Origin of the sequence: Novosphingobium resinovorum (assembly GCF_027922145.1) — a bacterium.
GTDB classification, from domain to species: domain Bacteria; phylum Pseudomonadota; class Alphaproteobacteria; order Sphingomonadales; family Sphingomonadaceae; genus Novosphingobium; species Novosphingobium resinovorum.
On record NZ_BSFC01000025.1, the window covers coordinates 14,636 to 27,430 of the forward strand.

The 12,795-nt window shown below is 67.0% G+C and carries 14 protein-coding genes; 3 read left to right on the forward strand and 11 right to left on the reverse strand.

Going from position 1 to position 12,795, the window contains the following annotated elements; all coding sequences use genetic code 11:
- Positions 1-2 precede the first annotated feature (2 nt).
- A complete protein-coding gene (locus tag PKE80_RS17125) occupies positions 3-839 on the reverse strand; it encodes an SDR family NAD(P)-dependent oxidoreductase (RefSeq protein ID WP_271183544.1) in 837 nt (278 codons plus the stop codon).
- Positions 840-1,017: 178 nt separating this feature from the next.
- Between PKE80_RS17125 and PKE80_RS17130 the strand changes: the two genes are divergently transcribed.
- A complete protein-coding gene (locus PKE80_RS17130) occupies positions 1,018-2,181 on the forward strand; it encodes an acyl-CoA dehydrogenase family protein (protein ID WP_271183545.1) in 1,164 nt (387 codons plus the stop codon).
- Positions 2,182-2,198: 17 nt separating this feature from the next.
- On the opposite strand, the gene PKE80_RS17135 is transcribed toward PKE80_RS17130, so the two are convergent.
- The 7 genes from PKE80_RS17135 to PKE80_RS17165 form a co-directional block, all read right to left on the reverse strand.
- Positions 2,199-2,828 (reverse strand): malonic semialdehyde reductase, encoded by a 630-nt coding sequence (locus PKE80_RS17135; protein WP_271183546.1) that lies wholly within the window; start codon positions 2,826-2,828, stop codon positions 2,199-2,201.
- A gap of 64 nt (positions 2,829-2,892) precedes the next feature.
- Positions 2,893-4,119 carry an acyl-CoA dehydrogenase family protein gene (locus PKE80_RS17140; protein WP_069709813.1) on the reverse strand — a complete coding sequence of 409 codons (1,227 nt, stop codon included), beginning with the start codon at positions 4,117-4,119 and terminating at the stop codon, positions 2,893-2,895.
- A gap of 3 nt (positions 4,120-4,122) precedes the next feature.
- The gene (locus PKE80_RS17145; protein ID WP_271183547.1) at positions 4,123-4,755 is read right to left on the reverse strand and encodes a TetR/AcrR family transcriptional regulator; all 633 of its coding nucleotides are present in this window, start codon (positions 4,753-4,755) and stop codon (positions 4,123-4,125) included.
- Positions 4,752-5,564, reverse strand: coding sequence for an SDR family NAD(P)-dependent oxidoreductase (locus PKE80_RS17150; protein WP_271183548.1), 813 nt, complete (start codon positions 5,562-5,564; stop codon positions 4,752-4,754). The genes PKE80_RS17145 and PKE80_RS17150 overlap by 4 nt, the downstream gene beginning before the upstream one ends.
- Positions 5,561-6,730, reverse strand: a complete 1,170-nt coding sequence (locus PKE80_RS17155) for an NAD(P)/FAD-dependent oxidoreductase (RefSeq protein ID WP_069710195.1) — start codon at positions 6,728-6,730, stop codon at positions 5,561-5,563. Before PKE80_RS17155 ends, PKE80_RS17150 begins: the two co-directional genes overlap by 4 nt.
- Before the next feature lie 14 nt (positions 6,731-6,744).
- Complete coding sequence (locus tag PKE80_RS17160; protein ID WP_069709816.1) at positions 6,745-7,320, reverse strand: aromatic-ring-hydroxylating dioxygenase subunit beta; 576 nt, start codon at positions 7,318-7,320, stop codon at positions 6,745-6,747.
- A gap of 29 nt (positions 7,321-7,349) precedes the next feature.
- Positions 7,350-8,735 carry an aromatic ring-hydroxylating dioxygenase subunit alpha gene (locus PKE80_RS17165; RefSeq protein ID WP_069709817.1) on the reverse strand — a complete coding sequence of 462 codons (1,386 nt, stop codon included), beginning with the start codon at positions 8,733-8,735 and terminating at the stop codon, positions 7,350-7,352.
- A 92-nt stretch (positions 8,736-8,827) separates the two neighbouring features.
- Between PKE80_RS17165 and PKE80_RS17170 the strand changes: the two genes are divergently transcribed.
- Together PKE80_RS17170 and PKE80_RS17175 are read left to right on the forward strand one after the other, a co-directional pair.
- Entirely contained in the window at positions 8,828-9,028 is a 201-nt protein-coding gene (locus PKE80_RS17170) for a ferredoxin (RefSeq protein ID WP_069709818.1), read from the forward strand.
- On the forward strand, positions 9,025-10,305 hold the full coding sequence (locus PKE80_RS17175; RefSeq protein WP_271183549.1) for an NADH:flavin oxidoreductase: 1,281 nt from the start codon (positions 9,025-9,027) through the stop codon (positions 10,303-10,305). Before PKE80_RS17170 ends, PKE80_RS17175 begins: the two co-directional genes overlap by 4 nt.
- A gap of 50 nt (positions 10,306-10,355) precedes the next feature.
- On the opposite strand, the gene PKE80_RS17180 is transcribed toward PKE80_RS17175, so the two are convergent.
- The 3 genes from PKE80_RS17180 to PKE80_RS17190 form a co-directional block, all read right to left on the reverse strand.
- Complete coding sequence (locus PKE80_RS17180; RefSeq protein ID WP_271183550.1) at positions 10,356-11,078, reverse strand: SDR family oxidoreductase; 723 nt, start codon at positions 11,076-11,078, stop codon at positions 10,356-10,358.
- A gap of 26 nt (positions 11,079-11,104) precedes the next feature.
- Positions 11,105-12,190, reverse strand: coding sequence for an aldo/keto reductase (locus tag PKE80_RS17185; protein ID WP_069709819.1), 1,086 nt, complete (start codon positions 12,188-12,190; stop codon positions 11,105-11,107).
- 83 nt (positions 12,191-12,273) lie between these two features.
- A complete protein-coding gene (locus PKE80_RS17190) occupies positions 12,274-12,714 on the reverse strand; it encodes a nuclear transport factor 2 family protein (RefSeq protein ID WP_069710198.1) in 441 nt (146 codons plus the stop codon).
- Between the last annotated feature and the right edge of the window lie 81 nt (positions 12,715-12,795).

Consider the following 12,795-nt stretch of genomic DNA (forward strand, 5'->3'; position numbering starts at 1 on the left):
GGTCAGGCGTCTGCTGCGGCGGTGTAGGCCTTGCCCCACTCGGCCAGGGCGATGAGGCGGGCCTTGCGGTCGGCCTCGATCTGCGGGATCTTCTCCTCGTCCGGGCCATCGGGCACCAGCACCAGCGGCTCCTTGCCCAGGCTGGCGAGCGCCAGCGCGCAGACGTCGGCGGGATCGTAGGCGGCCGAATAGTCCATGCCCAACCCTTCGGTGGCGCGGCGCAGCGTGGGCGTGTCCATGATCGGCGCGGCGATGCCGACGATGTCGACGTTGCGGCCCTCAAGCTCGGCCCACAGCGATTCGACGAAGTTCAGCTCGAACGCCTTGGTCGCCGAATACATCACCAGCCACGGCTGCCCGCCCAGCCCCGCGCCCGAGGACATGATGACGATGCCGCCCTTGCCGCGCGCCAGGAAGCGGTTGCCGAAGCCGTGCGTGGCTTCGAGCACGTTGGCGGCGTTCATCCTCAGCAGCCGCAGCGAACGGTCGACCGGCTCGCCGAAGAAGCTGTTGCCGGCGCCGTCCGCGCCCGCGTTCGAGATGTAGAGGCCGATGTCGAGGTCGGCCGTCGCCTCGACCAGCCGTGCGCCCGCGCCCGGTTCGGTGAGGTCGGCGGTCAGGCTGCGGAAGGCGATGTCATAGCGGTCTTCGAGGCTTTGCCCCAGCGCATCGAGCGCGGCGGCGCGCCGCGATACGAGCACGAGGTTGATGCCCATCGCCGCAAGCTGCTCGGCATAGCACGCGCCGGTTCCCTCGGACGCGCCGGCGATGATCGCCCAGGGGCCATAGCGTTCGACGAAGGCGGCTGTGTCCAGTTCGGGCAGATCGATCTTGCGCATCGGCTTTTTTCCTCTCGCTCGCGGTTGCCCGGCCGTGACCGGCGACCGCTGTTCGCGAGGGAGACTAGAAGAGCGCGCGGCAGGTCCCTCCTATCGGTGGGAAGGGGGTATGAAATGCCGGCCGGGTCCTGCCGCCGGGTAGGCCACGGTGCGGCGTGCGGATCGCATGCGTCGGGATATGGATTTCGAACTGCCCGAGGAATATCGCGCCTTTCGCGACATGGTCCGCCGCTGGGTGGACAAGGAAGTGCCCAAGGCCTGGGCGCGCGAACTCGAACGCGACGAGCACGCCTATCCCTTCGCCTTGTGGGACAAGTTCACCGAGGCCGGCTTCCACGGCATCGGCATCGCCGAGGCGTTCGACGGGCAGGGCGGCGACGTCGTCATGCAGATGCTGCTGGCGCGCGAACTGGCGCGCTCGCTGGGTGGCCTCGCGTGGATATGGGGCATCACCAGCTTTGCAGGCTCCAAGTCTATCGGGCTTTACGGGTCGCCGGCGCAACAGGCGAAGTACCTGCCGCTCATCGCCACCGGGCAGCTCAAGGCGGCGATCGCCTTCACCGAATCGGGCGGCGGCACCGACCTGCTGGGTGCGATGGCGACCACGGCGGAAAAGGTCGACGGCGGCTGGACGCTGAATGGCGAGAAGATCTGGTCGTCGTCCGCGCACGTCGCCGACTACCTGCTCGTCATCGCGCGGAGCGACAGGAATGCCGCGAAGAAGCACCAGGGCCTGACACTGTTCTGGGTTCCGACGAAGACCGCGGGCGTGACGATCACCCCGCTCGCCAAGCTGGGCATGCGTTCGATGGGCAGTTGTTCGGTCCATTTCGAGGATGCGTTCGTGGCCGACGAACAGGTGCTGGGAGAGCCGGATAAGGCCTGGTACATGCTGCTACCCACGCTTAACAACGAGCGTATCATGGTCGGCGCGTTCTGCCTGGGCGTGATCGACGGGGTGCTCGAAGACGCGGTCGAATACGTGCGGCAACGCAAGGCGTTCGGCGGCATCATCGGCCGTTTCCAGGCGCTGCAGCACTACATCGCCGATATCGCGACGATGCAGAAGACCACCGAACTGATGCTGCACTACTGCGCGGACAAGCAGGCGCGGGGAGAAAACGTCGGCGTCGAGGCCAACATGCTGAAGCTGATGGCGTCCGAGAACGCCAATGCCGCCGCGGACCTCGGCATCCAGATCCTGGGCGGCATGGGCTACTCGGCCGAAACCGACATGCAGCGCTACTGGCGCGACAGCCGGCTATGGCGGATCGGGCCGATCACCAACGAGATGGTGCGCAATGGCATCGCCGAAAGCCTCGGCCTGCCTCGGTCCTTCTAGAGGTCGAGACGGGCCTTCTAAAGGTCGAGGCAGGCCTCTTCGAAATCGAGGCGGGGATTGCGCGGGAACAGGCCGGCCGGGTCGCCGTAGCCGATGTTGCACAGGAAGTTGCTGCGCCAGCGCCCGTCGGGGAAGAACTCGGCGTCGAGCCCCGCCTTGTCGAACCCCGACATCGGGCCGCAGTCCAGGCCCAGCAGCCTGGCGGCGATCATCAGGTACGCGCCTTGCAGCGTCGAGGAACGGGCGACCGTCTCCTCGATCAGGTCAGGCTTGCCTTCGAACGCGGCGCGCATGTCGCGGGCGGGGAACAGCTTGGGGAACAGGTCGTGGAACCGGGTGTCGCCGGCGATGATGACGGTGCAGGGCGCCGCCGCCACCTTGTCGACGTTGCCGGGATTGACGTGCGGCAGCAGCCGCTGCTTCGCGGCGGCGGAGCGCACGAACACGAAGCGCCCCGGATTGCCGTTCGCCGCCGTCGGTCCCCACCGCGCCAGATCGTAGAGCGCCCGCACGGTGCGATCGTCGACGCGGCGGTCGGTCCAGGCGTTATGGCTGCGCGCCTGCAGGAACAGGCGGTCCATCGTGGCGGCATCGAGCGTGGCGGCATCGAGCGGGGCGGCATCGATCGGGTCGGCGGTCACGGTCATGGCGGTTCGCTTTGCGCAGGATGGCGCGCCGCCCACCGGCAGGGCGGGCGGCGCGTGTCGGCGATCAGTACGATCCGGGCGGCGAGATCGGGTCGGCCCCGGCCTTGTTGCGGCCGTAGATCTCGTAGCCGATGGTCGGGATGTTCTGGATGTGGCGCGTCGCCATCGACACGTCGCGCCAGTAGCGGTTGATCGGCTTGTCGGTCGCGAAGCCGGACGAGCCCGCCTGGAACATCAGCGATTCGCTGGCGCCGTGGACCAGTTCGATGATCTGCGCGGTCGCCGCGCGGTGGCGGGCCTTTTCGGGCAGCGTGTACTCTTCGCCGAGGCCCACGCGGTCGAGCTTGGCGGTCACGTCGAACAGGATCAGCCGCGCGGTGTCGATCATAGCCGCCGCTTCGCCGAGGTCGCGCATGTAAGCGCCCGAATTGGTGCGCGGGGTGATGAAGGTCGTCAGCACCGGCTTGCCGGGCGATTCGGCGGTGACGATCTCGAGCATCGCCTCGACCGCGCCGATCAATTGGGCGACACCGGTGACGCGCACCACGGGGACGGCGGGAAGCAGGTCCGAAGGCGCGCCGAAATGGCGCTTGGTGCGGTCGATCTGGCCGGCGCGCTCGTCCATCAGCACCATCTGCGCGTCGGGAATGAAGACGTCCTTGGCGATCGCGGTGTCCGAGCCCGTGCCCTGCATCCCGCTGACGAACCAGGTGTCCTCGATCGTCATCGCGTCCATCGGCAGGTAGCACATGCTGATACCGGGCACGACCGGGCCGTCGTAGCCTTCCAGCACCACGCCCTGCTGCGCCCATTTCGATTGGCGCGAGCCGGACATGTAGGGCCAGCGGCCGTTGATGATCCAGCCGCCGTCGACCTTGCGGGCCTTGCCGGGTGGGTTGTAGGCGCCGCAGACCGGCTGCGGTCCTTCGCCGAAGATCGCGTCCTGCACGCCGTCGGGCGCAAGGCTGGTGATCCAGCTGGTGCCGTTGACGATCTGCATCACCCAGCTGACCGCGGGGTCGCCCTTGGCGATCTCGATCTGGACGCGGCAGAAGTCGGTGGGCGAAAGCCCGAAACCGCCGACCCGCTTGGGCAGCAGCAGCCGCAGGAAGCCTTCGTCGGTCAGCATCTGGTGCACCGCCGGGGTCGGGCTGCGGCGCTTTTCGCCCGCCGGGGCCTCGCCCTGCAGGAAGCTGCGCAGGCTGCGGGCCTTTTCGACGAACGCGTCGGCCGTGGCCTTGTCGGCGAAGTCGCCGTCTACCCCGACCTCGATTTCAGCCATAGTCGCCATCGGTCATCCTTTCTCTGATTTTGTCTGATTTCTTGCGATCTTGAGCGCCCATTCGTACAGTCGGTCGGGAGCGTCGTTCCAGATGTTCAGCCACTCGTCGGTGGCGGGGATGATGAGCGTGCTCAGTTGCAGGCGCACCATGGTGTCGCAGAACGTGTCGCGGTCGAGCGGGCAGCCGACGACGGTTTCGAAATGGTCGAGCACGGGATCGAGCGCGCGGCGCACCGCGGCCTTGTGCCGGGCGAAGTGGGTGCGCAGGAAATTGAGGTGGAAGGCCGGCTCGACCTCGAAGATGCCATCCGGCGAACGCTCGACGGTGAACCGGGCGTAGAAGCGCATGACCGAACGGAAGCGCTCGATCGGCTCGGCAATGGACTCGCCCGCTTCGACGATGCCCCGTTCGAAATTGATGCACACGTATTCGCTGACGGCGGCCAGCACCTCGTCCTTGGAAGCGAAGTAGCGATAGAGCGTACCGCGCGAAACGCCGCTGCTTTCGCTGATGTCGCTCATCGAGAGCCGGCGCGCGCCCATGCTGCCGATCGCCCGCAGCGTCCCGTCGAGAATCTTGAGGACGCTGCCGGTCTGGTCGGTCTCGACCAGATTGCTCCAGTTCGGAGGTGGCATCAGTTTCATGTTTGCGCTTCCATCTCGGCGAGATTGTGGGGAACGCTCACATAGCCCGGTAGATGCTGGCCGCCATCCACATTGATAAGCTCGCCATTGACGAAGCGGGACATTTCCGAGGCTAGGAACAGCACGACCGGACCGATGTCCTTTTCCGGGTCGCCCGCGCGTTTCAGGGGATTGCTGGCGGTCGCCATGTCGAGGAAGCCGGGAACGGTGTCGACCAATTCGGCGAAGACCTGGCCCATGCCGGTTGGCGCGATCGCGTTGGTGCGAATGTTGAAACGCCCCCATTCGACCGCCGCGCTGCGGGTGAGACCCAGGATCGCGCCCTTGTTCATGTTGTAGTCGGCGTGGAGCCACGCGCCGGTCTGCGCGTCGATCGAATAGAAGTTCACCACCGAGCCGCCGCCGCGCGCCTTCATGTGCGGGAAGGCCGCGCGCATCGCCCACCAGGTGCCCCAGGTGCCGATCTCCAGCGTGCGCTGGAGCATTTCGTCGGTCTTCTGTTCGAGCAGGATGTTGTCCGAGAGCAGCGAGGCGTTGTTGACGAGGATGTCGAGACCGCCGAACTCGGCGACGGCGCGTTCGACCATCGCCTCGACCTGGTCCTTCACGCCCATGTCCGCGGATAGGCCCGCCGCGCGCACGCCGAACTCTTCGGTGAGTTGCGCCGCGACCGCTTCTGCGGCGGCCCCGTCGCGGCCGGTGACGAGCACGTGCGCCCCGTCGCGGGCGAGGCAGCGCGAGATGCCGTAGCCCAGACCCTTGGCGCCGCCGGTGACGATCGCAACTTTGCCCTTTACCAAACCCGTCATGCTGCAAGTCCCGTCGTTTGCTCGCTCAGAGCGCGGTCCATGTTCATGCGCTCCTGGCAGTAGTCTTGTGTGAAAACGTAGCCGCGCACGGAACCGCGCCGATCGCGGAATAAGTACTTCAGGCCCTTTTCGTCGTTCGCCGTCTCCTCCCAGGCACCCTCGACCCCTTGCGGGGCGGGCAGCAGGACGACGGGGCACGCGGTGGTCTTGACCTGCACCGAAAGCGGCGGGAAGCGGATTTCCATCGGCGTGCCGAGCACGCTGGGCGCGATCGCCCGCGCCGCCGCCATAATCGGAGTGACGTAGGCGGCCAGCCCTTGCGGATACTGCGCGCAGTCGCCGATCGCGAAGATGTGCGGGTCGCTGGTGCGGCCGGTCTGGTCCACCACGATGCCGCGCGCGACATCGAGCCCCGCGTCTGCCGCCAGTTGCAGATGCGGGCGCAGGCCCACGGCCGAAAGCACCGCCGCGGCTTCGATCGTCTCGCCGCCGTCCAGTTCGGCACGGATGCCGGTGCCGGACTTGTGGATCGCGAGGACCTTGCGGCCGAGGTGCCATTCGACGCCCTTTGCGGCGAGCGCCTCGCGGATAGCCGATCCGACGCCCGCCGGGACCAGTTGTGCCAGCGGATGCGAGAGCATGTCCACCACCACCGGGCAGTAGCCGGTGGCGGAAAGGTCGTTGGCGAACTCGGTGCCGACCAGCCCGCCGCCCATCACCAGAACGCGTGCGCCCTCTGGCAGGATCGCGCGGAATTCGCGGTAGTTGTCGAGGTTGTTGACCGCCAGCGCGCGATGGGCGGCGTCGCCGTCGATCGGTGGTCGCACCGGATCGGCGCCCAGCGCCAGCACTAGCTTGTCGTAGAAGATCGGCCCGCCGGTGGTCAGCACCGCCTTGTCCTCGCGGTCGATCGCCTCGACCTCGCGCCCGGCGCGCAAGTCGAGGCGAAGCTGCGCGGCCATCTTTTCGGCAGGCGTGGTGACGAGCGTGTCGGCGACCTTGCCCTTGGCCAGCGCGGTGGACAGCGCCGGCTTGGAGTAGAAGTGCCCATCGTCGCGCGTCACCAGCGTCAACCGCGCGTCCGGCGCAAGTTTGCGAAGCTCGCGCACGACGCCGTAGCCGGCCAGGCCACTGCCGATCACCACGATATGCGGGGATGCCGTCACCACCGTGCTCCCGGTCAGAGGAAAATGGCGAAGTTGGACATGCCCAGCGTCGACTGGTCGACGATGATCTCGCGCCGGGCCAGCTTGTATGCGCCGTCGACGAGCCGCCAGACGTCGCGGCGCTCGGCGGTGATCGTCTCGTTGTCCGGATTGTCGAAACGGCTGCGCTCGACGTAGAGGTAGCTGACCACCTCGTATTCGCCGGGTGTGTCGCATTCGGCGGCGCGCACGTTGGTGACGAAGCGGCGGGTGCGCGAGGGCGGGTCTTCCGCCCAGGCGCTTTTTGACAGGCGTCCGGTGCGCATCAGCATCGAATCGTAGTTCTCGTCGAAGTGCTTCATCGTGCGCACCACGTCGCGGTCCTTGTTGGGACCGTTGCGGGTGAGGCGCAGCGGCGCGGTGTAGCTGAGGTCTTTTTCGAGATAGGCGACCCAGTCGTCGAACCGGCGCTCGTCCAGCGCGGCCGCTTCGTCGTACAGCGTTTCGAGCAGGCGGTTGTAGACTTCCGAGCCGAGCGGAACGCGCTTGGTCGAGACCAGGCCGCGCATGACGCCGGTCTTTTCGACCGCGGCAGTGGCGTAGTTCACCATGATGGTATCCTCTCTCTTGTTCGGGCGGCTCAGGCGCGGGTCATTAGGTCGTAGTAGGCCATCCACCAGGCCCACTGCGTGTCGTCCTTGGTGAAGCCGGGGTAGAGATCGCCGCCGCCGACCCAGCCTTCGGGACGTTCGTGGCCGTGGAGCGCCTGGTACTTGAGCGTGATGGTCTTGCTCATGTGGCCGCGCGAATTGCGCATGATCTGCGGCCAGGTGTCGGCATCGTCCTGCTCGATCGTGCCCGAGGTGCCGGTGCTCCAGATCGCGTTCTGCAGCATGTCGCGCTTGACGTCCTCGGGTGCGTCCTTCTCGGCGAAGATGAAGTTCACGAACTCCACCCGGTCCGGCCCCTTGGGCACGTAAGTGTGCAAGGACAGCGCCCCCGAAGCACCGCCGTCCGCGCGCGGGGCGAAGATGAAGGCGATCAGGATGTTCGGGAACATGCCGCCGACCTGCGGCGGGATGGTGGCCAATTGCTTCACCTGGTCTTCCGACAGGTTCTTGAATAGCTGCGGGATCAGGTCCTTGGTGATGCCCGGCGGCGGCAGCAGGTGGAGGCATTCCTCGACCGACTTACCCTCGAAGCTGACGTCGGCGAACATCTTGAAGGTCTGCGCCGCCTCGAGGCAGCGCAGCGTGTGGCCCTGCGGCACCGACAAGTCGACGCCGTACATGCCCGGCGCGGTGTCGTAGATCGATTCGGCGGTGCCGCCCATGATCCCGCCTTCCATCAGCGAGCGGTGCAGTGTCAGCGTGTGGAAGCCGTCGGAACCGGACTGCTCGCCAGGAATCTTCCAGTTGCACGGCAGCACGAAACGCTGCGGGGGGCCAAGCATCTCCAGCCCGCTGTCAGTGCGGCAGAACAACTGGTCGAGGTAGAACTTGGCGTCGCCCAGGTACTCCTCGAAAGGCAGGTCCTCGTTCCAGGTGGCGAAGATCAGGCCGCCGTAGAGGTGGACCTTGGCCTTCTTGAGCCCGAGTTCGTCCTTCCCCCGCTTGTTGCCGTGCATCTGCTCCTTTTCGATCGGCGCGCCGATGAAGCTGCCGTCGGCGCGGAACGCCCAGCCGTGGTAGATGCAGCGGTGCGCGTGGGCGTTGCCCGCTTCCGCCGTGCACACCTTCATCCCGCGATGCGGGCACACATTAAGCATGACGTGGATTTCGCCGCTGCGATCGCGCGAGACGATGACGTTGTCCTCGGCCATGTCGCGCATGACGTAGTCGCCGGCCTTGGGGATCTCGGTCTCGTGGCCCAGCAGCAGCCAGGTGCGCGCGAAGATGCGCTCCATTTCGACTTCGTAGAGTTCCTTGTCGTTCATCACCCGCAGCGAGACTTCGTTCATGTCGCGATCGATGAGGTCGTCGATGGTCGTGCCATCGGTCAGCGTAAGCCCCGAGTTATGAAGCATTTTCCTCTCCTTGGAAAATATCGTTGTTCGCATGATACATATTGAACTAAAACTGTTCAAGCTGTAATATCAGTGGGAGAGGAGAGAAAGCGATGACGCTGAAGGTTGTGATCGATAAGGCGGCGTGCTGCGGGTACGGGGTCTGCGCGGAAATATGCCCGGACGTGTACAAGCTGGACGCCAACGGCATCGTCTACGTCGATGACGAAACCGTCCCCGAGGGGATGGAGGACCTGGCCCGCGAAGGCGCCGAAGCCTGTCCTCAGTCCGCGCTCGCGGTGGTCGATGCGTGACGTTTCTCTCCCTCGGCCGCGCGCCCTTGGCTGCGCGCGATCGCCGCTGGAAAAACCTGCCCTCGGATAGGTCCTATGACCTGTCGCGCTGGACAGGATCCATGCGCGACAAGGGAGAGATACTGGTGGGCGCCGATACCGACATTCTGTTCACGCCGTTCGATGCGGGCGGGCTGACGCTGCGCAACCGGTTCGTGATGGCGCCCATGACGCGCAATTTCTCGCCCGGTGGCATCCCGTCCCCAGGCGTGGCCGACTATTACCGGCGGCGGGCAGCGGCGGACGTCGGCCTGATCGTGACGGAGGGGGTCGGGGTCGATCATCCCGCGGCGCTGGGCCGCGAATCGGTGGGCGGCGGCGCCTCGCCCGTGCTGCACGGCGAGACGGCACTGGCACGCTGGCGCGAGGTCGTCGCTGCGGTGCACGAGGAGGGGGGTAAGATCGTCCCGCAACTGTGGCACCAGGGCGTGATCCGCGCTCCCGGCACCGGCTATCACCCCGAAGCGCCATCTGCCCGGCCGTCGGGAACCTGGGGGCCGACCGAGGGGGCGATGGTCCCCCCGAACTACCTCGAACTGGTCCGGCAAGACACCGCGCCGCTGACCGAGAGCGAGATCGGCGACATCATCGCCGGCTTCGCGCGCAGCGCCGCCAACGCCCGCGCGGTCGGCTTCGACGGTGTCGCGCTGCACGGGGCGCACGGCTACCTGATCGACAGCTTCTTCTGGCAGCAGACCAATCGCCGCGCCGATGGCTGGGGCGGCGACCTGCCGGCGCGCGCGCGCTTCGCAGCCGAAGTGATCCGCGCGGTGCGTGCGGCCACCGCGCCGGACTTCCCGATCGTCTTCCGCTTCTCGCAATGGAAGCTGCAGGACTACGACGCCAGGATCGCCGCAACCCCGGCCGAGCTGGAAGCCTTGCTCGCCCCGCTGGTCGATGCCGGGGTCGACGTGCTGGACGCCAGCACCCGCATCTTCACCCGGCCCGCGTTCGAAGGGTCGGACCTTGGGCTGGCGGGCTGGGCGAAGAAGCTCACCGGCAAACCCACCATGGCGGTGGGCGGAGTGGGCCTCGACAAGGACCTGCAATCCTCCTTCGCGCAGCCCACCGTCATGACCGACAACCTCGCCCTCGTCGCCGAACGCGTTGCGAAAGGGGAGTTCGATCTCGTCGGCGTCGGCCGGGCGCTGCTGATGGACGCCCAATGGGTCCGCCGCATGCGCGAAGGGCAGGCGGTGAATCCATTCCGGCTGGAAGCCTACGGCTCGCTGGACTGACCCGCGAGCAATCCGTCGTCCCGGACTTGATCCGGGACGACGCCCCCCGCTTAATGGGTATCCGCCGCAGCGTAGACCTGGATGCGCGCGAGGTTGGTCCGCTCCGGCTGCAGCGCCATGTGGACGATGGCGCCGGCCACGTCCTCGGGCTGCATTGGCGGAATGAAGCTGTCCCAGCCCGGTTCGCCGCGGCTCTTCATGTCGTCGAAGATTTCGGTTCTGGTCGTGCCGGGCGCGACGATGCCGACCTTCACCCCGCTGCCTGCCAGTTCGACGCGCAGGCAGTCGGTGAACGCCTCCAGCGCGCGCTTGAGGCCGCCGTAGACGCCGACGCCAGGAGCGACGATCTGGGCGCCGATGCTGGAGATGTTGATGATCTGGCCGCGCCCCGCCGCCTTCATCGTGCGCCCGAACAGCGTGCTGGTCCGCACCACCGCTTCGTAGTTCAGCGCGATCATCGGGCGCAACTGGTCGAGATCGAACAGGTCGAGCGGCGCGGCGTGGAGGATGCCGGCGTTGTTCACCAGAATGTCGGTCCGTCCGAAACGGTCGAGGACGAAATCGTGCACCGCCTGCGCCGCGTTAGGTTCGGCCATGTCGATGGCGAAGGGCTGGCTGTCGGGCCCTAGCGCGCGAGCCAGGGCCTCAAGCCTTTCCGCCCGGCGTGCGACGGGGACGATGGTAGCGCCTTCGCGGGCCAACGCGCGCGCCGTCGCCTCGCCAATGCCCGAGGATGCTCCGGTCACGATCGCCACTTTTCCGTCCAGGTTCATGTGAAATCCATCGTCCTTGCGATCGTTCAAAGTTGCGCGGCATGGCCCGCGCCGCGCGGCAGGATCGTGGTCCCCCCGGTCAGTCCGCGGCGGATCATGGGCGCGGCGAGGAAATCGTGCGGGAAGCCCGGTTCGAACCGGCTCGCCTCTTCCAGCCGCGCGACGTGGTCCGCTTCGAGGGCGACGCCCAGCGCGCCCAGATTGTCGTCCAACTGCCGCATGGTGCGCGCGCCGATCAGCGGCGAAACCACGGCGGGGTTGCGCAGCGTCCATGCGATGGCGACTTGCGCGGAGGTGACGCCGATCTCGTCCGCGACCGCCTTCACCGCATCGGCGATCGCGACGGCGCGCGCGTTCACCCGGCCCGTCGCCGCGAGCAGCGGCGCTCGCCCTCCCGGTTCCTCGGCCGTTTCCCCGGCCGTCGCGCCGGTCGCATATTTTCCGGCGAGCCGCCCGCTCGCCAGCGGAGACCACGGCAGCACGCCGATGCCCAGCGCCTGCGCGGCGGGGATCAGGTCGCGCTCGGCGGTGCGCTCGATGAGGTTGTATTCGACCTGCAGCCCCGCGAACTGCGTCCACCCGCGCAACTCCGCCACGGTCTGCAGCCGGGCGATCTGCCATGCGGGGGTGTCCGAAATGCCCAGGTACAAAACCTTGCCCTGCCGCACCAGATCGTCGAACGCGCGCAGGATTTCGTCGCCGGGCGTGGTCCCGTCCCAGACGTGGAGGAAAAACAGGTCGATCCGGTCGGTGCGCAGGCGCTTGAGGCTGGTCTCCACCGTCTGCATCATCGTGCGGCGGCTGTTGCCCGCGGCGTTGGGATCGCCCTCGCCACGCGTGAGCGAATACTTGGTGGCGAGGACCAGGCGTTCGCGCTTGGCATGGGCGAAAGCGCCGGTCAGGTCTTCGGAGCGGCCGTCGGCGTAATAGCCTGCGGTATCGATGAAGTTGCCGCCGCGATCGACGTAGGCGTCGAACATGCGGCGCGACTCGTCCTCGGGCGCGCCCCACTCCTCGCCGAAGGTCATGGTCCCCAGCGACAGCGGCGATACGCGCAGGCCGGAGCGGCCGAGCAACCGATACGTGTCGAGCGAAAGCGGCGCCTGTGTCATCGAATGTCGTGTCTCGAACGTGTCCCGCGCCTATTCACCAAGCGCGGCCGCGCCGGTCCCCCGCCGGGCGACAGGGCCCGCCGTCATTCGTCGAGGCTCGCCTTGACGAGGGTGAAGCGGCGGCGCGCGATCTTCCAGCCATCGGACGTTCGCACCAGCGCATCATCGTAGTACCCCTCTGCGCGGTGCGTGACGCCCGAGTGGACCGGCGTCAGGATCGCGTCGACGTAGCTTCGCGCCAGAACTTCGTTGTTCTGGTTTTCGATGGTGATGTTGGTGATGCGAAACAGAGTCGGCCCCAGCCGCCGGTGCGTCGCCTCCATGAACTCGGCGATCTCGCGCAGGCCGCGCCAGTGCCCGAACGCGCCGTAATCGGCTTCGCAATCGGGCGAGAAGCAGGTCCTGAACAGCGGCCAGTCGCGATTGTCGATGCTGGTCGCGTAGCGGAACAGCAGCCTGGATATTTCCCGCTCGTCCTCCGCGCAAATCGGTCGTCGCCGCGCCAGGCTGCAGTGTCCTCGCATGGTGTCGCTCCTGTTTGCCTCGACCGACACCATACGTGTACCGTGTAGTGGCTGGCCCGCCGAACGATAGGGGGCAGCGCC